The sequence below is a fragment of the Geothrix oryzae genome, assembly GCF_030295385.1.
GTDB classification, from domain to species: domain Bacteria; phylum Acidobacteriota; class Holophagae; order Holophagales; family Holophagaceae; genus Geothrix; species Geothrix oryzae.
In genome coordinates this window covers 1,518,276-1,542,830 of the sequence record NZ_AP027079.1, presented here as the reverse complement: position 1 = coordinate 1,542,830, position 24,555 = coordinate 1,518,276, and the positions used below count along the sequence as shown (strand labels likewise).

Sequence of the window (24,555 nt, the reverse complement as noted above, 5' to 3'; positions counted from 1 at the left end):
GTTAGCTTCATTCGTTAGGCGTCACGGACCGAAAGCCCAACGATCAGCCTTCCTTCTCTCCAGGAGTCACGCACATGGCTTGGCAAACTCTTCAGTCCGCACTCCTCGCAAATCTCGAACGAGATGGCTGGGCGGCTCTCCCTATTGCTTCATTGGAGCAGGCTTCATTAGAGGCACACGAGCCTCTAAGGTCCTCACCTAAGAACCCGTCTTGGCTTTCCATAGTTTCCAAGTTCGCTTCCGACAAAGGCCTCAGGTTCAAAACTGATGATAGCAATTCTCAAGTTATTTTCCATTGGCGAATCCGTTTTATTGAAACCGAGCGTTGGCATCGAATTGCTGTCCAATTAGAAGAGCTTCCATCCGGGCAGAAGGTTCTTGTCCCCGTACATGGTGGCTTAACAGTGGAATACGAAGCGGGAGTTCGTTACCCCCAATATCTAATTCCAGAAGACTGTCAAACTGAGTCCGATTACCAAACCACGTTAGCGTTACTCACTCAAGAATTTCCTTGATCTTGCTCAAAACCCTTACCTGATTTGATGGTATCGACACGCCTAACCCCTCGCTCAAGTCGGACCCCGCCTGCATTGCCTTCCGCTCTCTCTCAGCATTTTGCTATCCCGGCTCCGCTCATCGTCTCGGTATAGGCGCGGCCGCTTAGCTTCATTCGTTAGGCGCTACACACCCTTGTAATGACTGGAGGACTCCGATGAGAATCACCGCTATCTATGGAATCTCCGTAGTCGCCTGCATCTCATGCGTTGGGCCATCGGCGGAACACCGCATTCAATATGAGGCTGATGCAACACGGGCAATGAATTCATTTTTCGATCATGCCATCGAACTTGTCCCAACTATTGACGACAAGGTTTCCGATGCGAGCACAATCGCACTTGCACTTACAAACACTTGTATTTCAGATTACAACGCCTACACCGAGGCTAAGGTAAATGTCATCGCCCAAACCTCAAAGGGGAAGTTGTATTACCGGCGGCTACGCGACAGCAAAGAAGAGAAAGTCCAAGCTTCCTTGCAGATTGTCCTTCAATATCGAACAGGTAAGTTAATATCGAGAAAATCGAAAACCTAATCAATCAAAGCACCTAACCCTTAGCTCAACTCGGACCCCGCCTGCATTGTCTTCCGTTCCTTCTCTTCGTCCCGCTTCCTCGGCTCCGTTCCGCGCCTCGGTGTAGGCGGGGCCGGTTAGCTTCTTTCGTTAGGCCGCACCCAAGGAGTCAAAGCATGCTTAGAGTGTTCCTAATGGCCCTCGTCCTGGCTTGTCCCTCAGTTGCTTACACCCAGTCGACACTTGCGCCAAACGCCCCAGAAGATAAGCCTGTCGGGTTCACTGGGGACCAGCATCAGAGACTATTGAAGGCGGTGGCGCCTTACATGGCTCAAGCCAGAAAGACATGGCCAACGGCCAAGGCGAATTACCTCAAAGGGCTTCCACCCAAGCATGTTTTTTTTGTGACCGTCGAACTGGCTGACATGCGAGGAAAACGCGAGATCACTTTCGTGGAAGTTCAGAAAATCGAGAACGGCATCATCACTGGCCTGATCGCGAACGAAATTTCTACCGTGTCTGGGTACAAAGCAGGTCAGAGATTTTCAATCGCGGAGGCAGAAATCTGGGATTGGACTATCTCCAAACCTGATGGCACCGAAGACGGAAACCTCGTAGGCAAGTTTCTCGAGACCTATAAGCTCTGATTGTCAGTAACCATGCGGTCTAACCCTTAGCTCAACTCGGACCCCGCCTGCATTGCCTTTCGCTCTCTCTCAGCATCTCGCTTCCTCGGCTCCGCTCAGCGCTTCGGCGAAGGCGGGTCCGGTTAGCTTCATTCGTTAGGCGCCATCACCAACATCATTCGCCAGGTGTCCGATTGACTCGTCGCAAAACTCCGCAAGAGAAAAAGGAAGAGGATTACGAATGTGAGATTCGCCCTTGGTGCGAAGCGCCTCACGCATTCCGGAAGAATTGGCCGAGGAAGAAAGCTCGAGTCAACCGTGCAGAACGCCGGAATGTAAAGCAAACTATCGACCGGGATCTCTCCTCGGGTAATGAAGATGACCTAACGCTGAACAAGCTCAAGACAATCCATGTTCCCAGTGCCATTCGCAAAACACGCATCATGACTCTTCGCCAACGCCTACAAAACAAAAAGAAGCCCAGTTAGGCGCCTAACCTTTAGCTCAACTCGGACCCCGCCTGCATTGTCTTCCGCTCTCTCTCAGCTTCCTGCTTCCTCGGCTTCGCTCATCATCTCGATGCAGGCGCGGCCGGTTAGCCGTTTTCGTTAGGCTGCTCAATGACCCCAGAAATGGATTCGCCCGCAGCCACACCATCGAAGCGATCGCGCCCTCTTCTCAGGTGGGTTGGGATCTTCACTGTCATTTGCCTTGTAGTCATCACTGGCGCTTACTATGCAATCGATAGATTTTTCAGGGCTACCTTCGGGCAGCAAAACATTCCAGAAATACAGGTAATCGCCAGGTCCACTTCACCTGATGGCCGCCTGGAAGCAAGGCTTGTCAGGGTCATCGGCGGTTCCGGCTTCGGTGGTGCGGTCGTATGGCAAGAGGTCCAACTCGCTCCAAAGGGCTCAGAGATCAGGTTCCTTGCCGGCCAAAATCAATCAGGCTTGGCGTTCTCGGTCGTACAGGATTCCGAGTCCCCCATTGCCGAGCTTCAGTGGATATCCTCAGATCGCCTGTTAATCAAATCTGATAAGCTCACCCGCGAAAATACTCACACAACACAACTCTTTGGTGTCGCCCTTGAATTCAAGGAGCTACAAAAACCGAAGCAAGTATCACCGGCAGCCTAACCCCTAGCTCAACTCGGACCCCGCCTGCATTGCCTTCCGCTCTCTCTCAACTTCTTGCTTCCTCGGCTCCGCTCATCGCCTCGGCGCAGGCGGGTCCGGTTAGCTTCTTTCGTTAGACCTTGCGAGGCCTCATGGCATCAGAGAACGAACCTGGTCGAAGCCTGTGGCAGGAATTTCGTCCAGACATCCGCAAACTCGGCAAGATGCCAATGGCGCTATGGATAGTGGGCTGTATTTTGGCTGCCCTACGTTTCTATGTATTCAGGTTAATCCATGCTCATCAAAACCATGATGCAATGTGGCAGTTCGATTACTGGCCACTCTGGGTCCTAGACTTTCCCATTTCTATTATCTATTTCGTGCTGCCTATTCCATTCGCAGAGGCAGTCGTAGGAACGATTTGGTGGTTTGCTATACCCGCGACTATTTGGCATCGGCGTCAGAAACGAAAACTCAAAATGCATGCGCCCTAATCGCATGTGGTTCAATCAATCAGCGCAAAATGAATCCCCATCCCAGCGGTCTAACCTTGCGCTCAAGTCGGACCCCGCCTGCATTGCCTTCCGTTCTCTCTCATCATTTCGCTATCTCGGCTCCGCTCGTCGCCTCGGCGCAGGCGTGGCCGCTTAGCTTCATTCGTTAGGCCGCCTCACAACCACACAGGAGCCGTCATGGCGATTCCATCGTGCCCTAAGTGTTCATCTCAATCGTTCGAGATGAATGAGATCAATGTCTCTGGCGCTGCATACAGAGTTGTATCCGTGAATTGTGTATTGTGCGGTTGCGTGGTGGGCATCACCAATTATTTTGATGCCGGCTTCCTTGCAAAACAGAATGGCGAACAAATTGAGGGGCTATCTCATAAGCTAGATTCGCTGCTTGCTCGCATCCACTAATTGCAATCGCGTCAGGTCGGCCTAACCCCTAGCTCAACTCGGACCCCGCCTGCATTGTCTTCCGCTCTCTCTCAGCTTCCCGCTTCCTCGGCTCCGCTCGTCGCCTCGGTGCAGGTGGGGCCGGTTAGCTTCATTCGTTAGGCGCTCAATGCTCACCATTGCTCGGACAATTCCTGCCGCTCTCATCTGCATGGTTCAGCCAAGCCCAACTTCTATTTGCACCGCTGTCGAGATTCCATACAAATCTGACTTGATTACCTTTGAGGCACCAATATCAAAGGGGCAGGAATTTGAAATGGGTGAAATGAGCACCCCAAGCCTCGATGGGGTTACTTTTCTAGGAAGTTGTGAACTCGCTGTTGGCACTTGGACAATTCTCGAAGCTGGGCTTCGGCCCGCTCCCGAACCTGCACAAGAGGCAGATAGATTTATTAAAGCTCTTACGACCCGCCTCCATCTCAAGCACGGCAATCCATCCAATAAGTCAGAATATTCGGCCGACACAGTTTCGCTTTCAGGTGCAGAACAAGCTGTCTTGATTACCTATCAGACCAGCATTAAATATTCTGGTGCTCCAATGCCTGTACTCTGTATAACTCTCGTTAGGCAATTCAATGATCGTCAAATCATTTTCAACCTCATCGGTGTTGCCGAGTCGAATCCAATTCAGAATTTGCCTCAGCTCAAATCAACTGCAATTGCTATTGCCCAATCAATACGAATGACCTCGAAAAGACATTAACCCGCGCGCCTAACCTTCCGCTCAACTCGGACCCTATCGCTGCGCGCTAGTGTCCTCAAATAACTCAGCGTCCGTGTCCCCGCAGCAATAGGGCCGGTTAGCTTCATTCGTTAGGCGTCACCATGGCCCGCAAAATCATTGCGCTCCTGCTTTCCCTTTGGGGTTGGGCAATGCTTGGGCTGGTTTTCTATTACACCTACCTCTACTACTCGAGCGCGCTGAATCCGAGCCGCGATGAATACTGGGAGGGTGTCGGACTTGCCTGGGGCATCGGGTTGGTCACCTGGATCGGGTTACCAACGCTAACGATTTTGTTTCGAAACGAATTCAATCGAACCTTCGCCATCCTTCTGCATATTCCAGTTGTCATAGCGTTCATCTACCTACTTTGGTACTGGGTCCCAATATTTCCTCATTCCCCAGCTGCTCCAACTCCAGCCCAAGTGCAGCGCCTAACCTCTCGCTCAACTCGGACCCCGCCTGCATTGCCTTCCGTTCTCTCTCAGCTTCCCGCTTCCTCGACTTCGCTCAGCGCCTCGGCGCAGGCGGGTCCGGTCAGCTTCATTCGTTAGGCGTCTCGCATGTACGCGCTCTGGCCCAAACAACCGATCTCCCTGCCATTAGGGCTCGTTGTCGTTGGTGCGCTCTCTGCCGTGGTCACGTTGGCCACTTCTTGGGTCAAAACACCACGAATCCAGGTAGATATCCTGTATGTTGCGCCTTTCGCCCTGTCTTGTCTTATCTATTGGTCGCCGGTTTGGTTCGGTGGTTATTCATCGCCTGGGTACTCCGCCTGGGGTCTGGCCTGCGTTATTCCATGGACAATCGCAGGCGTGGTTGCCTCAGGCATTGCCTCAGACTTGCGCTTGCGTAGGCTCAATTCAAAAACCGGAACCGACGCCTAACCCTTAGCTCAACTCGGACCCCGCCTGCATTGCCTTTCGCTCTCTCTCAACTTCTCGCTTCCTCGGCTCCGCTCAGCGTCTCGGTGCAGGCGGGGCCGGTTAGCTTCATTCGTTAGGCCTCACCCATGGAATTTGCACCACTTAGCCAAACCGATCGCATCGTCGCCACTATCGTAGCGGTTGTTGCGTTGGCATTCGCGGGCCTTCACATCTCTGCTCCGCATCGTCTCGCAAATTTCTACGCGCTCAAACCAAGCACCCAATGTTCAGACCGCACGCGGGTTCATATCGGCATCGTAATTCTTTGCGTCTCCGCTTTTTTGTTCTGGGAAGTGCTCACCGCTCCAGTGAAATCATGACTGTCGGCCTAACCGTTAGCTCAACTCGGACCCCGCCTGCATTACCTCCTGCTCTCTCTCAGCTTCCCGCTTCCTCGGCTCCGTTCAGCGCCTCGGCGCAGGCGGGTCCGGTTAGCTTCATTCGTTAGGCCGCACCAAATGGACCAGGCCTCGAACACAATCTCAACGCTCTACACTGTGGTGTTCGCCTGCACTGCACTCACTTTTGTGCTTTCATTTTTCTTCATGATCAAGACTCGTGGTTTTCTTTCTGCACTTTTCTGGACTTTCATTCCATTTCGATTACTACTCAGTTGGGGTTCTGATACCGAATTCGATGACAATCCACCCTGGCTCGATCGCCTGCAACTTGGGCTCATCGGTATATTGGTTCTTATATGGCTCTGGCAGAGAGCGCAATCATGAGAAAGAATGCCCGTGTCGGCCTAACCTTTGGCTCAACTCTGACCCCGCCTGCATTGCCTTCCGTTCTCTCTCAACATTTTGCTATCTCGCCTTCGCTCATCGTCTCGGTGCAGGCGTGGCCGGTTAGCTTCTTCCGTTAGGCCTTCAAAGCACGAGGAGGCAATTCTGCTGGACTTCATCGCATTTCTCGTCGAATTGATCGTCACAGGGCCAACACCAATTCGAGTCCTGGTATCGCTCTTCCTCACGACAGTTCTCGGCGGGGTTGCCTATTGGTTTATCCCAAATAAAACCATTGGCACTTGTGTCTTGTTGGCGTCGGTGGTTCTTGGAGTTGCCATCGGTTTGAACTGGCACAAGCGTGAGGGCAAATATGATCATCCCCAGTGAAGGCCTAACCCTTAGCTCAACTCGGACCCCGCCTGCATTGCCTTCAGCTCTCTCTCAACATATCGCTACCTCGGCTCCGCTCAGCGCCTCGGTGCAGGCGGGTCCGGTTAGCTTCATTCGTTAGGCGTTTTCCATGAACGGCATCCACGGGCTTCAGAAATCCTACCTAATGGCACTGGCCGGAAATGGCTCAACGCTCGCGTGCATTGACTGGGCTATCGCTCAAATTGGTACGAACGCTGAGCCCAAGGATCAAGATGTTCTCTCTCTTGCCGCCACCAACGACAAGAATGAGGCTATCAAGGTCACTGAACGAATCTTGACCAATTACCTCGGCGGAGGCGATCCAACAGTAGGCGCTGGTAAACACCTAGTCCTACTGCATCAGATGTACCGCGAAGGCCAATTGTCCGTTGTTACTCTCGCTGACGTAATCACCACACTCTACTCTCAGCTCGGAAGCCCTGCCTGGCTTGCTATGCTGAGCCGAAATTGTGAATACGCCACAGACATTCCAGATTTTCTACCCCCATTTCATGCCGAATTCGATTACATAACGGGCCTCTGGTCCCAGGCTGATTCTTCGATGGGGTTTCTCAAGATCTATGATCGAAATACCTCAAACTCACACAATGGTCTCCACGCCTAACCCTCCGCTCAAGTCGGACCCCGCCTGCATTGCCTTCCGTTCTCTCTCAACATCTCGCTATCTCGGCTCCGCTCATCGCCTCGGTGCAGGCAGGGCCGCTTAGCTTCATTCGTTAGGCCTCCTTCATGGATTTAGATCAGCTCCTGGATCACCCGCATGGCACCTTCCACGACTCAACTATCGAGCGGGTGGAAATTGACTATCTGAATAGGACCGCACGCTTCCAGGTTCAAATCTGCACTGGCGATCCGAATGCAACCGAGCACGAACTGCGTGAAAGCTCGAAACCTGGTTCTCTTCTGATTTCAGGGCTTCTCTTTATTACAATGGAACCGCCCGATGAGCGCTATCCCTACCAATCGAAAGATGGCCTTTGGATCAGTGATACCGAAATCGTTCCCGGGGTAACAAAAGGCACCGAATCACTACCGAAAAACCTTCCAGCAAACGCTTCTGTGTACCAGTTCTTCGTGAGTGAATGGAACAGCTTCATCTATATCGCCGCAACTCATTTCAGTTTCGAATGGCTCTGATCTCTGACCGTCGGCCTAACCCCGCGCTCAACTCGGACCCCGCCTGCATTGCCTCTCGCTCTCTCTCAGCTTCCCGCTTCCTCGGCTCCGCTCAGCGCCTCGGTGCAGGCGGGTCCGGTTAGCTTCATTCGTTAGGCTTCTGAATGCACAGTGAGATGTTCAGCGATCAACTGGAGCCAGCTGGCGAGGAGCCAATCCAGGTTCTAGCCCGAATCGAGGTTGTGAAGACTGAAAATGGTGGTCGTAAAGGCCCATTCACGAAGGCGTACAGACCGAACCACAATTTCGGGCCCCCAGACAATAAGATCTTCTTCATTGGCCAGGTTGAGGTTCCTGAAGGAGTGTGGGTCCATCCAGGCGATTCACGCGATCTGAGGATCACCTTTTTGAATGTCCAGGGTCTCTTGGAATGCCTAACTATTGGGCGCGAGTGGCGAATTCAAGAAGGGTCTAAACTCGTAGCTAGTGCCAAATTATTATCATTCATCCACGAAGCCTAACCCTCCGCTCAAGTCGGACCCCGCCTGCATTGCCTTCCGCTCTCTCTCAACATTTCGCTACCTCGGCTCCGCTCATCGTCTCGGTACAGGCGTGGCCGGTTAGCTTCCATCGTTAGGCCGCCCCATGAACCACTTCACAGTTCTGAGCAAATTTGGAACCGAGGGAATAGGTCTTGCCCTGGCTCTCGATGAGCAAACAAAGGTAAATCCAGATCTGATCAAAATCCTTCAGGCACATGTGCCGGGGTTCACCATCGAAGAGGATTGGCCAACAGAAGAAGGGCATATTTGGGAGTGTTCATTTCCCACTGGTGCATTCGTCATTTCGATTGACCTTGAAGGGGTTCACATCTTGGCCGCCGAGGGCAGGCCAACAACCACCTTCCAATTGGCCTCTTCCCTCGAACTTTCCCACCAATTCGAGCGAAAACCATGAGGGCAAACCTGGTCAGCCTAACCCCTAGCTCAACTCGGACCCCGCCTGCACTGCCTTCCGCTCTCTCTCGCTTCTCGCTTCCTCGGCTCCGCTCAGCGCCTCGGTGCAGGCGGGTCCGGTTAGCTTCATTCGTTAGGCCCACTCAGCTCTTTCGCCCTTCTGGTCAGCTGTTACCGTTCGCGCCGCCATTCAACACCGTTCGCGGTGGCCCACCCAGAAACGGCCGAGTTTCTGCCATCTTCGTGGGTAACCTGGGTCCACGACCAGCGTTTAAAGCCTTCAGTTCTCCATTCCAGTCGTTCTTTCAATCGTTCAAACCTTTGGTTTCGCAGGCCGAGTCACTCTCAAACTGACTTCTCGCCCTGCCTAACCATTCGTTGCAGCGGACCCGGCCGCCAGCGGCCGGATCCGCTGAACTCCCTTCGTTAGGCGTCTGTAGAAAGGAGGGCCGAGGTGACCACACTGCCTGGAATGCAGACGAGCCGATTTCTGTTATCCCGGCGCCTGATCATCTTTGTTCTCGCCGGGCTGCTGATCTATTACCACATCTTTACTCTGTGCGGTCTGTATCTGGGTGCTGGAACCAGCACGCATACAACATTCGAATACGTGCAATCGGTCCTTCGAGTGATGATTACTCTCAGTTTGTTGCTCGTCGTCTTTGGTAAACGCTGGGCATTGTATGGAATGTGGGCCGGAATCGCTGGGCTTGTTGCAACGCACTATTGGGCGCATTTCGGGAACTTGCCCGTCGATTTCACCCTGGGTAGGCATCCGCTCTCCTATCTCAAGGGCTTTATTTTTCCGTCAATCATCACCTTGGCATTCCACACTTCAAGCCAGAATGGCCATTCAAATGCAGACGCCTAACCTCTCGCTCAAGTCGGACCCCGCCGGCATTGCCTTCCGCTCTCTCTCAACTTCTCGCTTCCCCGGCTCCGCTCGTCGCCTCGGTACAGGCGTGGCCGCTTGGCTTCATTCGTTAGGCCCTACCCGGATTTCTCATGACGATCGTTTCTACAAACAATGCTGAGCACTATGTTTGGGGCGACAACTGTGATGGATGGCATCTGCTTAAGAACCCAAGCCTCCATGTCATCCAAGAATCGGTTCCACCGGGCAGATCGGAACAACGGCACACCCATTCGGTGGCTCAGCAGTTTTTCTTCATCCTCACCGGTCACGCCATCATGGAACTAGAAGGCCAAGATTATCCACTCTCGGCCGGTGAGGGCATTCACATTGCGGCTGGCAAACCACATCAGTTCAAGAATCCATACAATGATCCTGTCGAATTCCTGGTCATATCCAATCCAACTACTCGCGGTGATCGTAATGACTTGGCCTAGCCCTTAGCTCAGCTCGGCGCCGCCTGCATTGCCTTCCGCTCTCTCCCAGCATTACGCTATCTCGGCTCCACTCATCGACTCGGTGCAGGCGTGGCCGCTTAGCTTCATTCGTTAGGCCACCCAAGGACTGGACCGGATGCGCCTCTTCCAACATGCCTTTGTCTTTCTCCTCGCCTATGGGTTGAGCATCTGTCTCCTCTACCTGTTTCGAAGGTCAATCAAACGGGGGGTCTCCGTATATTTCGAGACAAAGTATTATCGTGAAGCCGACCCCGTACCATTTTGGATTCGAACTGCTTACCTGGGTGTTCTAGGCCTAGGATTGCTCATCTTCATTTCATACCTACTTTTCCTCGACTTGACCGGGCAGGTACCCTAACCCTCCGCTCTACTCGGACCCAGCCGCGAGCGGCCAAGCCCTTCCGCCTTGGCTGTTCCTTCCCCCGTTCTCTGCTAATCGTTTCAGCCGCAGCTGGTCCGGTTAGCTTCACCCGTTAGGTCGCATGGATGCAGCACATTTTCTGGGTGATCCAAGACCAGCTTGCCGGTCGATGTGGACCCGATCGACAGCCTTGGAAACTTGCCGAACTTAGATCAGCAGGGTTTAGTGCAGTTCTTTCGGTCAATGATGGGGTGCTCTGCCATCCAGAAGACTTCGATCAGCTCGGAATGGCCTACGCTTGCATTGCCTTGCCGCCGCATGTGCCGCCGCAGTCCGGTGACGCCGATCACTGCATGAACGCCCTTCCGTGTGCGTATTCCTTCGTGCTCCAACAACTCACACAAGGGCACAGGGTGCTGGTCCACTGCTCCTCGGGAAAAGACAGAACAGGGCTATTTCTGGCATATTTCCTCATGAGGGCTTTCGACTTACCTGTCAAAGTAGCAATAAATAAAGTTCTAGAGGTTCGTCCTACTGCCTATACAGCTGAGGGTTGGTTGGACTTCACGCTGGAGGTGCTCGAAGCAGCTGGGCCTAACCCCTCGTTCACCTCCGACCCCGCCTGCATTGTCCCTCTCTCACACACGCTCTCTCAACTTCTCGATTCCTCAGCTCTGCCCAGCCCCTCAGCGCAGGTGCGGCCGGTAGGCCTCATTCATTAGGCCGCACCCCCATCGCCGTCATTACCAGGCCAAAGGAGATTGGCATGATCAACCAGGTGTTCCTCACCCTCCCGGTCGCTGATCTCCAGAGGTCGATCAGCTTCTTCAAGGCGCTTGGATTTGTTCACAACCCACAGTTCAGCGACAACACGGCCGCGTGCATCGTCATCAATGATGCAATGTCTGTGATGTTGGGTACCCATGCCAAGTTCCGTGAGTTCACGCCCAAAGCTATCTGCGACACGAATCAGGCCGTCGAAGTCTTGATATCTCTCAGTTGTGAGAGCCGTGAACAGGTAGATGAATTGGTCGCCAAGGCCCTTGCGGCTGGTGGTTCAACCTACGACAAGCCCGAAGATTTTGGGTTCATGTACACACACAGTTTCGTGGATCCGGATGGCCATGGGTGGGGGCTGCTCCACATGGCTTCCCAGCCTGCCCCGTAGCCGTTTACGATGATCAAGCATGTGCACCCTGCGGCCTAATTCCTCGCTCAAGTCAGATCCTGCCTGCCTTCCCTTCCGCTCTCTCTCAGCCTCTCGCATCTCGGCTTCGCTCAGTGCCTCGGTGCAGACAGGGCCGGTTGCCCGTTTTGGTTGGGTTCACCATCCCTTTTCAAAGGATCTTCCATGAATTTCAAGCATCTATGCCTGGTCTTAACCTTGTTGGTCTCGCCACTCATGGGGCAGGTGATCGCAAAACAGGGGTCTGAAGCAGATTTAAAACATGGAGAATTTTCTTCCCCCATGGTCATTGAATTGCCATTGGATCGACTCAAGGTGGAGGAGCCTGGAAATATCTATCCCTATACCGATCAAGATAAGTTTGTGTGCGACGGGGTCTCCCTGCCACTCATCTTGATTACGAAATCCACAACTTGGTCGAAGCGCATCAAGTTAACCATCAAGGCGACCGCCTATGTTCGTCCTTCATATGATCGAAAGGTCAGGGTTCAGTGTTCGATCATTGGTGGTGCTCGTGCGATAAACACCATCACGGAGCTCGAGATTTCTGCCAAGGAAAAGCAGAATAGATCGGATAGTTCCTCCTTGGAAATTTCAAAAGAAGAATTCGACAACCTTTTCAAGGGCGAGAACCCCGCCAAATTGAAGCTGGTCATATCCGTGACCCCGGATCGCTAGGGCCATCTCGCACCCAACGCTCCGCCCACATTCGTTAGGCCATGACCGTGTCTGCTCACGCGCATAAGGAGATTTCCCGGAATGGACATTCCAAGGATCTTCAACATCACTGAAAGTGCGCACCGCATCCACAACCCGTTCACACCCGAAAAGCTGGCCACTCTTGGCCTTGCGCTGCGTCTGGAATCGGGAACTCGGGTGCTCGACCTCGGCAGCGGTTCGGGGGAGATGCTTTGCACCTGGGCACGCGATCACGGCATCATCGGCTTCGGTATCGACATGAGCCCGTTGTTCACCGAGCAAGCGAACCTCCGTGCCGAAGAACTCGGCGTCGCCGATCAAGTCAAGTTCCTCCATGGCGATGCTGCCGGTTATGTCTCGGATGAGAAGGTCAGTGTGGCCGCCTGTGTTGGCGCCACTTGGATCGGCGGGGGAGTCGCCGGCACGATCGAACTTCTCTCCCGGAGCCTGCGTACCGGAGGGATCATCCTCATCGGTGAGCCCTACTGGCGGCAGTCACCCCCGACGGAAGATGTTGCCAAGGGGTGCCTTGCCAGCTCAATCTCCGATTTTCTCATGCTCCCGGACCTTCTCGCGTCTTTCGGCCGCCTTGGCTATGACATCGTTGAAATGGTTCTAGCTGACCAGGACGGCTGGGACAGATACGAGGCGGCCAAATGGCTCACCATGCGCCGATGGCTTGAAGCCAATCCAGATGATCCGTTCGCGAAAGAAGTTCGAGCCAAACTGACCTCGGAACCCGAGCACTACGCCGCGTACACGCGTGAGTACCTGGGCTGGGGTGTCTTCGCGCTGATGCCGCGGTGAGCCTCAACTCCAGCTCAACTCGGATCCCGCCCGCATGGCCTTCCGCTCTCTCAACGTCCCGCTTCCTCGGCTCCGCCCAGTGCCTCGGCGCAGGCGGAGCCAGTTAGCTTCATTCATTAGGCCGCCCATGAATCCAGAAGAACTCAGCTTGAAAGTTCCCGATTCAGAGTTCCTCATCGAACTCTCGGGCTTCATGCTGTTCTTTAAGAGGTTCCTACAACTCGGGGCTGCCCTCGTGTTGATGAGCGGTGTCTATGATTCGCTCCATCTACACACCCTGCGGCCACTCATAACCTCACTGTTCAACGGTGGTATCTACCTTGCTCTCGCGACCTTCGCCATTCGGACTTTCCCCAGAAAGGTAAGCCTCGAAGGTGATTCGGTCGTATTTCACCAAGTCCCTACGACTTGGATCAACATTGGACCAATATTGGTTCCACTCGGCATAACTCAAAGGGTCGTCCACTCCAAATCAGCGGTCACGCTTGAGTGGATCGATCGATCCCTAACCTTGAACGACCTGAACGAAGGCAAGTCGATTCCTCTGGCATCAGGCAAGCACGCAGATCATCTTGCTTCATGGTTCTCATCCATTGGAGTTCCTAACCCCGTCGGAGGTTGAAGGGGGCCTGCCGCGGCCTAACCTTTAGCTCAACTTGGGCCTCGCCCATGTTGGCTTCCGCGCTCTCCCAGCTTCCCGCTTCCTTGGCTTGGCTCCTCGTCTCGACGCAGGCGCAGGCCAGGGCCGTTATCTTCATTCGTCAGACCCCACCTCACGACCGGAGGCCACCTTGAACAAAGACGAGGTCGTTCCAGAGACAAACGGTGTGACCGTTCAGCTGCTTTCGACGGTCGACCTAGGTCCAGAGATCGATGGGATGGAAGGCCGACAGCTTCGAATGCGAAGGGTCACCATCGCACCTGGAGGGGTGTTCGGCCCGCTTCATGACCATGTTGGGAGACCGGGTACTGTCTTCATTCTTCAAGGTACGATCACTGATCATCGAAACGGGATTTCCACCGACTATGGCCCTGGAGTGGGCTGGCCAGAAGATCGAAACACCCATCACTGGCTCGAGAACAAAGGAACCATCCCAGCCATTGAAATTTCCGTCGACATCGTAAAAACAGAAAAAGTTCCCCCTCATCCCAGGCAGGCCTGACACCTCGCTCCACTCGCACACCGCCGGCATGGCCTTCCGCTCTCTCTCAATATCTTGTTTCTTCGTCTTCGCTCAGCACCTCGGTGCAGGCGGGCCGATCAGCCTCTCCCGTGAGGCGTCAACCCGAGGACCACACCACTTAGAGGGTTTCGTGAACTTGCCAAGGAGTGTCGGGGCGGTCCTCATTGGGTGGATCGCGGCGGTCGGCCTTTCACTCTCCACCGACCATGTGCTCCAACAAGCCAGGCTCTATCCAGCCTGGGGCCAGCCGGTCTGGGGCTTCTGGCCCAATCTCCTGGCCCTTTCCTATCGATGTGTCTTTACCGTGACTGGTTGTTACATCGCAGGAAGGCTTTCGGGTCGAAATCCCATGCTGCACGCCATGCTTCTCGGCATCATCAGTTTCATTCTCAGCCTTCTTGGGGCTAGGACTGCCATTCAAAACCATTTCGGGCCCGCGTGGTACCCCATGGCACTCGCCCTCGCCACCTTGCCGTGCGCGTGGCTGGGCGGCCTCCTTTCGAAATCACGCAGCGCCTAGCCCTCTGCTAGCTCAGCCCCTGCCTGCTTTGCCTTTCGCTCTCTCTCATCTCCCTGCTTACTCGCCTTCGCGGCATGATTAGGCATTCGGGGCCCAATCTCCCCCACAGCTCCTGCCCCTCATCTGCCTGTTCATAGAATCTCCTGCGTTCTCAGGAGGAAACCATGAAAAAACAAAGTGCGAGTCCAGTTCCCACGGCCTCGGAGCTCATCACGGAACGGATCGCCGAGCTCGGGGACTGGCGGGGCGAAACCCTCGGTCGAATGCGCCGGCTCATCCAGGAGGCCGATCCGGAAGTCGTCGAAGAATGGAAGTGGATGGGCACTCCTGTCTGGTCGCACGATGGCATCCTCTGCACGGGGGAATCCTACAAGAAGGCCGTGAAGCTGACCTTCCTCAAGGGCGCGTCGCTGGCGGATCCGGACCACCTCTTCAACGCGAGCCTCGATGGAAACGCGCGGCGCGCGATCGACATCCATGAAGGAGAAGAGGTCGACGCATCGGCCTTCAAGGCGCTCATCCGCCGAGCGGTCGAGCTCAACAGGTCCACCCCGTCGAAATCCCCGAAGAAACCGAAGTCCTAGGGGATCCCATCCAGTCAGCCTTGTTCGCGAGTGCGCCCATGCCCAAGCCCCCGCCGTTCTCCAGGCCCGTGACGGCTCTCCGGAAGGCGGCCCTCGCCTTCCCCGAAACCACGGAGGACCACCCTTGGGGTGAGTGCGCCTTCAAGGTGAGGGGGAAGGTGTTCCTCTTCCTGTCCACGGGCGACGACACCCTCTCCCTTTCCATGAAGCTGCCCCAGTCGAACGGCTTCGCCATCCTTCTGCCCTTCACCAAACCCACGGGCTACGGCCTCGGCAAAAGCGGATGGATCACCGCCACCTTCACCCCGGGGGAATCCATCCCCCTGCCCCTGTTGCTGGACTGGCTCGAGGAGAGTTTCTGTGCCGTGGCGCCCAAGCGCGTGTCGGCGACCCTGGCGGCGGCCCCGGTGGCGAAGGCCCGCCCCGCGGCCCTCCGGAGCAGGCGATAATCCCTCCATGGATGCTTCCGGCCCCCTCCACGATCTCCTCCAAGACCTCCTCGATGCCTGCCGCCACCTCCACGCAGGCGGCCTGCTGGCGGCTTCCGACGGCAACCTGTCCCTGAGGCTGGCCGACGGCCGCATCGCCATGACGCCCAGCGGCGTGCCGAAGGCGAAGGTGAAACGGGAAGACCTGGCCTACCTGGCCCTCGACGGCACCATCCTCTCGGGCCGTCCCAGCAGCGAGCGCGCCATGCACCTGGCCATCTACCGCGCCGTGCCGGAAGCCAGGGCCATCGTCCACGCCCACCCGCCCACCGCCATCGCCTGGTCCCTGGCGCGGCCCGAGCTGAGGGAGCTGCCTTCGGACGGCTTGCCGGAAGTCATCCTCGCCGCGGGCCGCATCCCCATCGTGCCCATGGCCATCCCCGGCACCGAGGCCATGGGCACGAACCTCCTGCCCTTCCTGCCCGGCCATCGCCTGATGATCCTGGCCCGCCACGGCGGCCTCTGCTGGGGCGAGCACCTGGACGAGGCGACCGGCGGCATCGAGCGGCTGGAGCAGGTGGCCGAGATCCTCTGGAAGGCCGAAACCCTGGGCGGCGCCAAGCGCCTGGAACCCACCGATCTGGACGAACTCCGGGCGCTTCGGGCCAAGCTGGGGCCGAGAATCATCTAAGCGAATGAAACGACGCCAACCCCACATATCGCAGAGGATAATGAAAGATGATCTCTGCGCTTCCTGCGCTGAATCAACCCTTCGTCCGGCTCCCCAATGACTGAGAAGCAACCATGACCCCCTTTGAATCCCTTGGCCTGAAACATGACGGACGCACGCTCTGGGTGCTGGACCAGACGCAGCTTCCGGACGCCGAAGTCTGGCTGGATGGCAGCGCGCCCGAGGACATGATCGCCCTCATCAAGCGCCTGGCCGTGCGGGGGGCGCCCCTCATCGGCGTGGCCGCGGCGGCCAGCCTGGCCACCTGCGCGGCGCGCGGGGCCTCCGCGGCCGAATACGCCGCCGCCTGCGCGGCCCTGCGCGCGGCCCGGCCCACGGCCGTGAACCTCATGTGGGCCATGGACCGCATGAAGGCCGCGACCGATCCCGGGGCGGAGGCCCAGGCCATCTTCGAAGAGGATGTGCGGCTCTGCGAGGGCATGGCCCAGCACGGCGCGGCCCTCATCCAGGAGGGCGAGGGGATCCTCACCCACTGCAACACCGGGGGCCTCGCCACGGCGGGCATCGGCACGGCGCTCGGCGTCATCCGCCGCGCCCACGAGCAGGGCAAGCGCATCCATGTCTTTGCCGACGAGACGCGGCCCCTGCTCCAGGGCGGCCGCCTCACGGCCTGGGAGCTGAGCAAGCTGGGCATCCCCTCCACCCTCATCACCGACAGCATGGCGGCCCTGCTCCTGCGCGATGGCAAAGTCCAGCGCGTGCTGGTGGGCTCGGACCGCGTGGCCGCCAACGGCGACTTCGCCAACAAGGTGGGCACCTACGGCCTGGCCGTGCAGGCCCGCTTCCACGGTGTGCCCTTCCATCCCGTGGCCCCCTTCAGCACCGTGGACCTCGCCTGCCCCACCGGCGCCGCCATCCCCATCGAGGAGCGGGACCCCGCCGAGGTGCGCGGCCATGGCCGCCTGCGGTGGGCCCCCGAAGGCATGGCCGCCTGGAACCCCAGTTTCGATGTCACACCGGTGGAGCTCGTCACCAGCCTGGTGCTGGATCGGGGCGTCTACAGCGCCGGCCAGCTTCGATCCGGAGTCCTCGCCAGGGTGTGCGGGTAAAAGCGGATGCGTCAACCGCAGAGGACACCGAGGGCACAGCGAAAAGCAGGTCTCTTTCCTCTGTGCCCTCTGCGTCCTCTGTGGTTAATGGCGTTTCAGTGCCCCCGTCCGCTCCAGGCCTGCAGCCCCACGCCGATGACGATGATGCACAGCGCCACCCACCGCATGGGCGTCATGGCCTCGCCGAGGAAGGCCCGGGCCATGAGGGCGTTGGCGATGAAGCCCAGCGCCAGGAAGGGGTAGGCGTAGTTCACCTGCACCATGGACAGGGCGCCGAGCCAGACGACGACGCTCACGGCGTAGCAGGCCAGTCCCGCGATGACCCAGGGCTCGAGCATGAGGCGGAACAGCGGGCCCGCGGCCAACTGCATGCCCCCGGCCGCCTGCAGGCCCTTCTTCAGGCAGATCTGCGCGGCGGCATTGAGCAGCACGCCCAGCACGATGAGGGGGATGGCCTTCAGGTTGGGGCTCATGGGGCCTCCGGGGCGGGCAGGACTGGGCGGGTGACGGCCTGGGCTTCAAGGGCGGCCCAGATGCGCTCTGCAGGCAGCTGAGTCATGCAGGGGTGATCCGGCAGCGGGCAGTGCCACTGCTGGCATTCGAGGCAGGCGAGGTCCTCCTTGCGCAGCACTGTCACTTGAGGCCCCCGGGGCGCGGTGTGGCGGGGGATGGTGGGCCCGAAGACGGTCACCACGGGCACGCCGCAAGCCGCGGCAAGGTGGGCCAAGCCTGAATCGTTGGCCAGCACGGCGGTGGCGCCCGCAAGCCAGGCGGCGCTCTGGGACCAGGGGAGCTGCGCCGTGAGGTTCAGCACCTCCGGCACCTGCTCCTTCAGCCTGCCGCCCCAGATCACATCGTCGCCGGGCCCGCCCAGCACCACGATGCGGTACCCGGCCCCCAGGGCCCGGTGGGCCAGATCCACCAGCAGGTCGAGCCCCAGCCGCTTGGCGCCGGCCGCCGCCCCGATGGCGAACGCGAGGTAGGGCGCGGCGTCGAATCCCTGGCGGCGGCGCTGGTCAGCCACGGCCTCCGCGCTCGTCGGCCGCGGATGGAAGGGCCGGAAAGCCGCCGGTTCCAACTCGGGATAGCCGCACCGCACGATGTCCCGGTAGCGGTCGAGCGCGTGGTCATCCCGGTCCCAGTATTTCAAGCTGGCGGTCAGCAGGAGCGAGGCGCCGCCGTCCCCGCAGCCCACGCGGCGCGGCACGCGGGCCAGGAAGGCCGCGGCCGGGGCGCGCAGGCTCTTGGCCAGAGCCAGCACGGAGGCCGGGCGATGGGTGCGGAGCAGCCGCGCCCCCTCCAGCAGGCCGGTCTTTCCCGGGGGATCGGCCACGGCGCCCCCATAGCCCTCGGCGCCCTCGAAGAGTTCCACCGTGGCCGCCGGGCCCCAGGCCACCAGGGGCAGCCCCGCGGCGATCAGCGGGGCCGCGGCCTGGTGCATCAGCACCGCGTCGCCCACGAAGCGGGGCAGGCGAAGCCAGTGGGCGCCGGGCGGGATCATGGCTTCTTCTTCAGCAGCAGGATCTCGCCACCGCCCGTGGGCACGGCCAGCAGCACCTCGAAGCGGGCCCGCAGGGCCGGCGTCATGCCCCAGGCATCCAGCTCCCACTCGCCGCGCTGGGCCACCAGCCGCGCCTCGGGGTCCAGCCGTTCCAGGGCCCCGGCGCTGCGTAGCTCGGGCATGAGGTGATCCGTGTAGACCATGACGCCGCTGCGGATGGTCTGCCAGTAGTAGACCTGCCGCCCGGCGATCAGAGGCTGTACGGCGGCGGTCCAGCGACGGTACGACTTCGGCGGGTCCAGCAGTCGGAAGCCCCAGGTGCCACCCACCAGGTAGAGCAGGCCGAGGGCCAGCGCCGCGGCGGGAATCAGGCCCTGGGCCCGCTGGCGCCAGGCCTGGACGGCCGTCCCGAGCGTCCCCGCCACCATCACCAGGGCCATGAGGCGGATCGGGCCGAGGAAGGGCGCCACCTGGACCCGCATTTTCGGTCCGCCGGCCCCCAGGGCCAGGGCGGTCAGCGCGAGGGCGGGCACGGCGAGGCCGGCCGCGAGCAGCAGGCCCAGGCGCCGGGCGCGGGCGCCCGCCATCCGCCGGAACAGGTCGGCCAGCAGCAGCGCCAGGAAGGGATAGCCCATGAGCAGGTATTTGCCCTGCTTGCTCTGCACCGCGCTGAGGAAGATGAACGGCACGAGGAAGGCCAGCAGCAGGAAGCGCTTGGCCGGGTCGCCCAGGCTCCGCTCCCGCCGCAGGTGCAGCCCCAGCGCCGGCAGCAGAAGCACCCAGGGGAAGAAGTCCCCGAGGAGATACTCGCCGTACTTCCACCAGGGATGGATGTGGTCCCAGGCCTTCGTGGCCCGCTCGAAGTTCTGGAAGATGATCAGCTCGTAGGCGTAGTGCGCCCCGCCCTTCAGCCCGGCGGCCACATACCAGGGCGCCACGAGCAGCAGTGTGAGCCCCAGGCCCGCGAAGATGCCCGCGCGGCGCAGCACGGCGAAGTCCCGCTGCCAGAGGAGGAAGGCCCCCAGCAGGAGCACCGACAGCACCGGTGCCAGGGGCCCCTTGGCGAGGAAGGCCAGGGCCAGCCAGAAGTAGGCCTTCAGGAACCAGCGGCGGTGCTCATCAGGGGAGGCACCCTCCTGCCGATCCCGCAAGAGCAGGTAGCCTCCGAGCCAGCAGAACCAGCTCCAGGCCAGCAGGGCCGCGAAGAGCAGATCGATCTGGATGAACTGGCTCTGCCAGAACCAGAGGGGCGTGGTGGCCAGGATCAGCGCCGCAGGTTCCGCGATCCCCGGTTCCAGGAAGCGCGCGGCCCAGCGGCGGAAGGCCGCCAGGAAGGCCACGGCGGCGAGCACCGACGGCAGGCGCAGGGCCCAGGCCGCCACACCCTGGGTGAAGCCCAGGCCGCCGGTGAGCGCATCCAGCAGCCCCGCGGAGGCCTTCATCACCCAGTAGTAGAGGATCGGCTTTTCGCTGTAGGGCACGCCGTTCAGGTAGGGCAGGATCCAGTCGCCGCGGAGGCGCATCTCCTTCACGCACTGGGCGAAGTCGGGCTCGTCCGGCGCCCACAGGTCGCGCATGGGCAGCACGGCCAGGAGGAGCAGGGCGAAGAGCAGCTCGGGCGCATGGGCACGCAGCCAGTCCGCCAGGCGGGCTCTGGACCTCAAGGGAGGCGGCGGGGGCAGGTGTCCGTCCATCCCTCCATCTTCGCCCGGAAAGCGGCCTTCCGCCCAGGCGTTAGAATGGGGGCATGGGCCCTCTCCTTTTCAGCCTCGTGCTTCTGGCCACGCCGACCACCTTTTCGGCCACCCTTTCGGCCACTCCTTCGGCCGCCCCCTCGGCGGACGGCGTGAAGGAGGACATCAAGCAGGCGGGCAAGGAGATCGGCCAGGGCTTCAAGAAGGGCGGCAAGGCCATCGGCCATGCGGCGAAGGAAGGCGGGAAGGCCGTGGGCCGCGGCGCGAAGACCGCCGGCAAGGGCGTCGCCAGGGGCGCCAAGGAAGCCGGCAAGGGGATCAAAGAGGCCGTGAAGAAGTAGGGACGGCGCGTTTCCTCAGCGCCGCCGGGCCACCACGGCCGCGGGGTTGCGCGCCACGACCTCCCAGCGGGCCATTTCACCGGCGTCCAGCTGCTTCCAGCTGGCGGCCTTGGCCATCACCAGGACGGGGCGCGAAGGATCGGTCTGCTTCAGGTGATCGGCCATGGGGCCCAGGGCAGCAGGGTCTTCGTTGAACCAGCGCGCCGCCTCGGCGCCCAGCTTGTCCCGGCCGTAGGCCAGCTCGCCGGTGCCCGCCACCACCACGGCCCGGGTGCGGGCGTAGAAAGGCAGCCCCTGGAAGTAGGTGCCGTAGCTGATCCACTGGGCATTCGCCGGCGCGGCGCGAAGGAGATCGGCCACGGATTTGCCCGGCCCCGCCGTCACCTGGGCGGCCCAGACCAGCAACCACAGGGCCGCTCCCATGGCCGTCATAAGACGGGGAGCCGTCAGCCCTTTGGGCCGGTGGGCCCAGAGGCCGAGGCCCGCGAAGCCGGCGCCGAGGGCCAGCATCCAGGCGAACCCGCCCAGATCCTTGCGGAAGATGGCCGCGGCCAGGAGGAAGATCCCACCGAGCAGCACCAGCTCCTTGCCCATGCGGCGCAGGGCGGCGGCTTCTTCCCCCTCGCGCTCGAAGGTGCAGGCCAGAGCCGCAAGCGGCACGAGGACCGGCAGGATGTAGGGGGCCAGCTTGGAGCCGGAGGCGCTGAAGAAGGCCAGGGGCCAGACGAAGGCCAGCGCGGTGATGCCCACGACCCAGCGGGCCAGATGGTCCTGGCCCTGCGGACCCCGGCCCCTGAGGAAGGTCCAGCCGCGCTTCAACCCCACGGCCGTGGCGGACAGCCAGGGCAGCAGGCCCACGGCCAGGACGCCCACGAAGTAGAGCTTGTCCAGCAGCCAGTTGTTCGAGCCCTGGCGGGCGTGTTCATGGGTGAGGAAGCGCGTGAAGTGCTCGTGGATGAAGAAGAACTGAGCGTGACCCGGATTCGCGCGGTTGACGGCCCAGAACCAGGGCACCACCAGCCCGAGATAGAGCAGCCAGCCCAGGGGATCGAAGGCCGTGCGCAGCACGGCCCGCCGGAGCGCGGCGTCCTTCCAGGCGAAGGGCAGCGAGAACGCCAGGATGCCGCCCATGAGGATCACCTGGGCCAGCCCCTTGGTGAGCATGGCGCCGGCCATGAAGAGGAAGGCCGTCAGCGTCCACCCCAGGCCGCCCTGCCCCTCCTTGCGCTGGGCTGCCGCCTCCACGAAGGCGGCCAGGGCCGCCACCAGGAAGGCGCTGAAGAGGGCATCGAGGGTGAGGATCTGGCCCACCAGGAAGGCCAGCAGGCCCGTGGCCGCCATGAAGGGAGCCCACAGGGGATCCCGGGCGCCCAGGCGCTTCGCCAGCCGCCAGGCCGCCCAGATCATGAGCCCCGAAGCCAGGGCCAGGGGCAGCCTCGCCGCGGCGCCGTTCACCCCGAAGAGCTTCATGCTGAGGGCCGACAGCCAGTACTGAAGGGGCGGCTTCTCGAAGTAGAGCACCCCGTTGAGGCGCGGCGTCAGCCAGTCGCCGGCCGCGAGCATCTCCCGCGGGATCTCCGCATAGCGCCCTTCATCCGGCTCCCAGAGCGGTCGCACCAGCAGCGGCAGCAGGCCGAGGAAGAACCAGAGGATGAGGAGGGAAGTGCGTTCGCGACGCGTCATGGCGCGGGGTTCGAGGGCTAGTTCTCGGTCTCGACGACCTTCTCCAGCGCCTTGTGCTCCTCGACGAAGAAGTCCATGGCCTTCTTCAGCGAGTCCTTCATCGACACCTTGGGATCGAACCCGAAGGTGCTCTGCATGCGCTTGATGCTGGGGGTGCGGCGGGCCACATCCTGATAGCCCTTGCCGTAGAACTCGCCGCTGCCGGTCTCGATGGTGCGCCCCTCGGGGATGCCCCGCTCGATGCGGAAGGGGTGGTCCTTCCAGATGGCGATCATCATCTCGGCGATCTCGCGCACGCTGTAGTCGTTGGCGGGATTGCCGATGTTGAAGATGCCGCCGTCAGCCTTGCCGCCCTCGTTGCGGAGGATCGCCATCAGGCCGTCCATGGCGTCGCTGACATCGCAGAAGCAGCGGTGCGCGTGGCCGCCGTCCACCAGATTCAGGGGCTCGCCGTTGAAGAGGTTCCAGCTGAACTGCGTCACCAGGCGGCTGCTGCCCTCCTTGGCGGTGTTCAGGCTGTCGAGCTTGGGGCCCATCCAGTTGAAGGGACGGAAGAGGGTGAACTTCAAGCCCTGCTGGAAGCCGTAGGCCCAGATCACGCGGTCGAGGAGCTGCTTGCTGGTGCTGTAGATCCAGCGGTTCATGGGAATGGGGCCCGTCACCAGGGGCGACTCGTGCTCGTCGAACTCCGCGTCGGGGCACATGCCGTAGACTTCGGAGGTGCTGGGGAACACCACGCGCTTCTTGTATTTCACACACTGGCGGACCACGCGGAGGTTCTCCTCGAAGTCCAGCTCAAACACGCGCAGGGGATCGGTCACATAGACCTTGGGCGTGGCGATGGCCACCAGGGGCAGCACCACATCGCACTTCTTGATGTGGTACTCGATCCACTCCTTGGAAATGGTCACATCGCCCTCCACGAAGTGGAAGCGCGGGTTGGGCAGATGGTCGGCCACTTTGTGGGCGCCAAGATCCAGGCCGTAGACCTCCCAGTCCGTGTCCTGCATGATGCGGTCCACCAGATGGGACCCGATGAAGCCGTTGACACCCAGAATCAGGACTTTCACGAAAGCTCCTCACGCAAACATTTCAGCTTAGAGCCTGGGCAGGCAGATGAACATCCCGTTTTGCCCGGGGATCGGCAGGACGCGTGGCGAATCGCCACGCGTCCCGTGGAAGATTGCCTCAGGAAGGGTTCGATCTTGAAGCATTAACCCGCGTCCAATCTCATACCTTTTCAATAGGTATGGATATTGCTTCATCTTTTATCACCACTCACCCTCAGGAGGTTCCATGAATGCCTCGCCCCTGCTCGTCGGCCTGCTGTTGACGACCTCCATGGCCTGCCTTGCCCCCAAAAGGAAGGCCGACTTCGAGGCGAACCTGAACCGCTGGGTCGGTCGCCCCGCCACCGAATTCATCCGGGCCAACGGCAATCCCTCCACCACTTCCGCTAGGCCCGATGGCGGCAAGACCTATGTCTTCGCCGCCTATCACCAGAAGGAAGACAAGATCGTCTATCGGGAATTCCACAACACCACCACCCACGAGAGCGTGCAGCAGGCGCCTGGAGCCACCCCTCCTGAGTGGGTGAACAACAGCAGCGATGGCATCCAGACCCGGAAGGTCCCTGTGTCGTTGACCAGCAACCTCTATTGCCGGGTGGTCCTGGAGGCCGATGCCCGCGGCACCATCCTGTCCACCAAATACGAAGGGAACGATTGCTGGTAGACCGCGACTCC

General features: G+C 59.8%; 27 protein-coding genes. 22 read left to right on the top strand and 5 right to left on the bottom strand.

The genetic code is table 11. The features are described from left to right. Positions 1-712: 712 nt before the first annotated feature. The 20 genes from QUD34_RS07085 (at position 713) to mtnA (ending at position 17,591) form a co-directional block, all read left to right on the top strand. A complete protein-coding gene (locus QUD34_RS07085) occupies positions 713-1,093 on the top strand; it encodes a hypothetical protein (protein ID WP_286355904.1) in 381 nt (126 codons plus the stop codon). A 155-nt stretch (positions 1,094-1,248) separates the two neighbouring features. Further along, positions 1,249-1,719 (top strand): DUF2314 domain-containing protein, encoded by a 471-nt coding sequence (locus tag QUD34_RS07080; RefSeq protein WP_286355903.1) that lies wholly within the window; start codon positions 1,249-1,251, stop codon positions 1,717-1,719. 599 nt (positions 1,720-2,318) lie between these two features. Continuing rightward, entirely contained in the window at positions 2,319-2,837 is a 519-nt protein-coding gene (locus QUD34_RS07075; RefSeq protein ID WP_286355902.1) for a hypothetical protein, read from the top strand. A gap of 1,044 nt (positions 2,838-3,881) precedes the next feature. Further along, positions 3,882-4,475, top strand: coding sequence for a hypothetical protein (locus QUD34_RS07070; RefSeq protein ID WP_286355901.1), 594 nt, complete (start codon positions 3,882-3,884; stop codon positions 4,473-4,475). Positions 4,476-4,597: 122 nt separating this feature from the next. Further along, positions 4,598-5,047: a hypothetical protein gene (locus tag QUD34_RS07065; protein ID WP_286355900.1), complete on the top strand. Its 450-nt coding sequence runs from the start codon at positions 4,598-4,600 to the stop codon at positions 5,045-5,047. Positions 5,048-6,667: 1,620 nt separating this feature from the next. Next, positions 6,668-7,183 (top strand): hypothetical protein, encoded by a 516-nt coding sequence (locus QUD34_RS07060; protein ID WP_286355899.1) that lies wholly within the window; start codon positions 6,668-6,670, stop codon positions 7,181-7,183. Positions 7,184-7,308: 125 nt separating this feature from the next. After that, the gene (locus tag QUD34_RS07055; protein ID WP_286355898.1) at positions 7,309-7,716 is read left to right on the top strand and encodes a hypothetical protein; all 408 of its coding nucleotides are present in this window, start codon (positions 7,309-7,311) and stop codon (positions 7,714-7,716) included. A 624-nt stretch (positions 7,717-8,340) separates the two neighbouring features. Further along, positions 8,341-8,652 (top strand): hypothetical protein, encoded by a 312-nt coding sequence (locus QUD34_RS07050; protein ID WP_286355897.1) that lies wholly within the window; start codon positions 8,341-8,343, stop codon positions 8,650-8,652. A 453-nt stretch (positions 8,653-9,105) separates the two neighbouring features. Beyond that, positions 9,106-9,522: a hypothetical protein gene (locus tag QUD34_RS07045; RefSeq protein WP_286355896.1), complete on the top strand. Its 417-nt coding sequence runs from the start codon at positions 9,106-9,108 to the stop codon at positions 9,520-9,522. Positions 9,523-9,656: 134 nt separating this feature from the next. Then, complete coding sequence (locus tag QUD34_RS07040) at positions 9,657-10,001, top strand: cupin domain-containing protein (RefSeq protein ID WP_286355895.1); 345 nt, start codon at positions 9,657-9,659, stop codon at positions 9,999-10,001. Between the two features lie 507 nt (positions 10,002-10,508). Beyond that, a complete protein-coding gene (locus QUD34_RS15160) occupies positions 10,509-11,105 on the top strand; it encodes a dual specificity protein phosphatase family protein (RefSeq protein ID WP_375380002.1) in 597 nt (198 codons plus the stop codon). A gap of 44 nt (positions 11,106-11,149) precedes the next feature. Further along, positions 11,150-11,551: a VOC family protein gene (locus tag QUD34_RS07035; RefSeq protein WP_286355894.1), complete on the top strand. Its 402-nt coding sequence runs from the start codon at positions 11,150-11,152 to the stop codon at positions 11,549-11,551. A 183-nt stretch (positions 11,552-11,734) separates the two neighbouring features. Next, complete coding sequence (locus QUD34_RS07030; RefSeq protein ID WP_286355893.1) at positions 11,735-12,247, top strand: hypothetical protein; 513 nt, start codon at positions 11,735-11,737, stop codon at positions 12,245-12,247. 81 nt (positions 12,248-12,328) lie between these two features. Continuing rightward, the gene (locus QUD34_RS07025) at positions 12,329-13,075 is read left to right on the top strand and encodes an SAM-dependent methyltransferase (RefSeq protein WP_286355892.1); all 747 of its coding nucleotides are present in this window, start codon (positions 12,329-12,331) and stop codon (positions 13,073-13,075) included. 127 nt (positions 13,076-13,202) lie between these two features. Next, positions 13,203-13,697 (top strand): hypothetical protein, encoded by a 495-nt coding sequence (locus tag QUD34_RS07020; RefSeq protein WP_286355891.1) that lies wholly within the window; start codon positions 13,203-13,205, stop codon positions 13,695-13,697. A 169-nt stretch (positions 13,698-13,866) separates the two neighbouring features. Then, positions 13,867-14,238 carry a cupin domain-containing protein gene (locus QUD34_RS07015; RefSeq protein WP_286355890.1) on the top strand — a complete coding sequence of 124 codons (372 nt, stop codon included), beginning with the start codon at positions 13,867-13,869 and terminating at the stop codon, positions 14,236-14,238. Positions 14,239-14,943: 705 nt separating this feature from the next. Further along, complete coding sequence (locus QUD34_RS07010) at positions 14,944-15,363, top strand: DUF1801 domain-containing protein (RefSeq protein ID WP_286355889.1); 420 nt, start codon at positions 14,944-14,946, stop codon at positions 15,361-15,363. A gap of 38 nt (positions 15,364-15,401) precedes the next feature. After that, positions 15,402-15,812: an MmcQ/YjbR family DNA-binding protein gene (locus QUD34_RS07005; protein WP_286355888.1), complete on the top strand. Its 411-nt coding sequence runs from the start codon at positions 15,402-15,404 to the stop codon at positions 15,810-15,812. A 7-nt stretch (positions 15,813-15,819) separates the two neighbouring features. Further along, the gene (locus QUD34_RS07000) at positions 15,820-16,482 is read left to right on the top strand and encodes a class II aldolase/adducin family protein (protein WP_286355887.1); all 663 of its coding nucleotides are present in this window, start codon (positions 15,820-15,822) and stop codon (positions 16,480-16,482) included. Between the two features lie 113 nt (positions 16,483-16,595). Next, positions 16,596-17,591 (top strand): S-methyl-5-thioribose-1-phosphate isomerase, encoded by a 996-nt coding sequence (gene mtnA, locus QUD34_RS06995; protein ID WP_286355886.1) that lies wholly within the window; start codon positions 16,596-16,598, stop codon positions 17,589-17,591. 95 nt (positions 17,592-17,686) lie between these two features. On the opposite strand, the gene QUD34_RS06990 is transcribed toward mtnA, so the two are convergent. The 3 genes from QUD34_RS06990 to QUD34_RS06980 are packed head-to-tail and all read right to left on the bottom strand — an operon-like array spanning position 17,687 to position 20,786. After that, on the bottom strand, positions 17,687-18,064 hold the full coding sequence (locus QUD34_RS06990) for a DMT family transporter (RefSeq protein ID WP_286355885.1): 378 nt from the start codon (positions 18,062-18,064) through the stop codon (positions 17,687-17,689). Beyond that, positions 18,061-19,092, bottom strand: a complete 1,032-nt coding sequence (locus QUD34_RS06985; RefSeq protein WP_286355884.1) for a glycosyltransferase family 9 protein — start codon at positions 19,090-19,092, stop codon at positions 18,061-18,063. The genes QUD34_RS06990 and QUD34_RS06985 overlap by 4 nt, the downstream gene beginning before the upstream one ends. Then, positions 19,089-20,786 carry an ArnT family glycosyltransferase gene (locus QUD34_RS06980; protein ID WP_286355883.1) on the bottom strand — a complete coding sequence of 566 codons (1,698 nt, stop codon included), beginning with the start codon at positions 20,784-20,786 and terminating at the stop codon, positions 19,089-19,091. The genes QUD34_RS06985 and QUD34_RS06980 overlap by 4 nt, the downstream gene beginning before the upstream one ends. Positions 20,787-20,839: 53 nt before the next feature. Between QUD34_RS06980 and QUD34_RS06975 the strand changes: the two genes are divergently transcribed. Next, the gene (locus tag QUD34_RS06975) at positions 20,840-21,127 is read left to right on the top strand and encodes a hypothetical protein (RefSeq protein WP_286355882.1); all 288 of its coding nucleotides are present in this window, start codon (positions 20,840-20,842) and stop codon (positions 21,125-21,127) included. A 15-nt stretch (positions 21,128-21,142) separates the two neighbouring features. On the opposite strand, the gene QUD34_RS06970 is transcribed toward QUD34_RS06975, so the two are convergent. Beyond that, a complete protein-coding gene (locus tag QUD34_RS06970; protein WP_286355881.1) occupies positions 21,143-22,810 on the bottom strand; it encodes a glycosyltransferase family 39 protein in 1,668 nt (555 codons plus the stop codon). A 17-nt stretch (positions 22,811-22,827) separates the two neighbouring features. After that, a complete protein-coding gene (locus QUD34_RS06965) occupies positions 22,828-23,880 on the bottom strand; it encodes a bifunctional UDP-4-keto-pentose/UDP-xylose synthase (protein ID WP_286355880.1) in 1,053 nt (350 codons plus the stop codon). 226 nt (positions 23,881-24,106) lie between these two features. Here QUD34_RS06965 and QUD34_RS06960 point away from each other — a divergent pair, with 226 nt between their 5' ends. After that, positions 24,107-24,544 carry a hypothetical protein gene (locus QUD34_RS06960; RefSeq protein WP_286355879.1) on the top strand — a complete coding sequence of 146 codons (438 nt, stop codon included), beginning with the start codon at positions 24,107-24,109 and terminating at the stop codon, positions 24,542-24,544. Positions 24,545-24,555 lie beyond the last annotated feature (11 nt).

Bases quoted from the DNA above. Each gene is read 5' to 3' on its own strand.
- QUD34_RS07010 (WP_286355889.1), top strand. From the start codon at position 14,944: ATGAAAAAACAAAGTGCGAGTCCAGTTCCCACGGCCTCGGAGCTCATC.
- QUD34_RS07050 (WP_286355897.1), top strand. From the start codon at position 8,341: ATGAACCACTTCACAGTTCTGAGCAAATTTGGAACCGAGGGAATAGGT.
- QUD34_RS06990 (WP_286355885.1), bottom strand. From the start codon at position 18,064: ATGAGCCCCAACCTGAAGGCCATCCCCCTCATCGTGCTGGGCGTGCTG.
- QUD34_RS07070 (WP_286355901.1), top strand. From the start codon at position 3,882: ATGCTCACCATTGCTCGGACAATTCCTGCCGCTCTCATCTGCATGGTT.
- QUD34_RS07005 (WP_286355888.1), top strand. From the start codon at position 15,402: ATGCCCAAGCCCCCGCCGTTCTCCAGGCCCGTGACGGCTCTCCGGAAG.
- QUD34_RS07080 (WP_286355903.1), top strand. From the start codon at position 1,249: ATGCTTAGAGTGTTCCTAATGGCCCTCGTCCTGGCTTGTCCCTCAGTT.
- QUD34_RS06980 (WP_286355883.1), bottom strand. From the start codon at position 20,786: ATGGACGGACACCTGCCCCCGCCGCCTCCCTTGAGGTCCAGAGCCCGC.
- QUD34_RS07000 (WP_286355887.1), top strand. From the start codon at position 15,820: ATGGATGCTTCCGGCCCCCTCCACGATCTCCTCCAAGACCTCCTCGAT.
- QUD34_RS15160 (WP_375380002.1), top strand. From the start codon at position 10,509: ATGCAGCACATTTTCTGGGTGATCCAAGACCAGCTTGCCGGTCGATGT.
- QUD34_RS07020 (WP_286355891.1), top strand. From the start codon at position 13,203: ATGAATCCAGAAGAACTCAGCTTGAAAGTTCCCGATTCAGAGTTCCTC.
- QUD34_RS07060 (WP_286355899.1), top strand. From the start codon at position 6,668: ATGAACGGCATCCACGGGCTTCAGAAATCCTACCTAATGGCACTGGCC.
- QUD34_RS06975 (WP_286355882.1), top strand. From the start codon at position 20,840: ATGGGCCCTCTCCTTTTCAGCCTCGTGCTTCTGGCCACGCCGACCACC.
- mtnA (WP_286355886.1), top strand. From the start codon at position 16,596: ATGACCCCCTTTGAATCCCTTGGCCTGAAACATGACGGACGCACGCTC.
- QUD34_RS07035 (WP_286355894.1), top strand. From the start codon at position 11,150: ATGATCAACCAGGTGTTCCTCACCCTCCCGGTCGCTGATCTCCAGAGG.
- QUD34_RS07025 (WP_286355892.1), top strand. From the start codon at position 12,329: ATGGACATTCCAAGGATCTTCAACATCACTGAAAGTGCGCACCGCATC.
- QUD34_RS07040 (WP_286355895.1), top strand. From the start codon at position 9,657: ATGACGATCGTTTCTACAAACAATGCTGAGCACTATGTTTGGGGCGAC.
- QUD34_RS07075 (WP_286355902.1), top strand. From the start codon at position 2,319: ATGACCCCAGAAATGGATTCGCCCGCAGCCACACCATCGAAGCGATCG.
- QUD34_RS07055 (WP_286355898.1), top strand. From the start codon at position 7,309: ATGGATTTAGATCAGCTCCTGGATCACCCGCATGGCACCTTCCACGAC.
- QUD34_RS07065 (WP_286355900.1), top strand. From the start codon at position 4,598: ATGGCCCGCAAAATCATTGCGCTCCTGCTTTCCCTTTGGGGTTGGGCA.
- QUD34_RS06985 (WP_286355884.1), bottom strand. From the start codon at position 19,092: ATGATCCCGCCCGGCGCCCACTGGCTTCGCCTGCCCCGCTTCGTGGGC.
- QUD34_RS06960 (WP_286355879.1), top strand. From the start codon at position 24,107: ATGAATGCCTCGCCCCTGCTCGTCGGCCTGCTGTTGACGACCTCCATG.
- QUD34_RS07085 (WP_286355904.1), top strand. From the start codon at position 713: ATGAGAATCACCGCTATCTATGGAATCTCCGTAGTCGCCTGCATCTCA.
- QUD34_RS06970 (WP_286355881.1), bottom strand. From the start codon at position 22,810: ATGACGCGTCGCGAACGCACTTCCCTCCTCATCCTCTGGTTCTTCCTC.
- QUD34_RS07030 (WP_286355893.1), top strand. From the start codon at position 11,735: ATGAATTTCAAGCATCTATGCCTGGTCTTAACCTTGTTGGTCTCGCCA.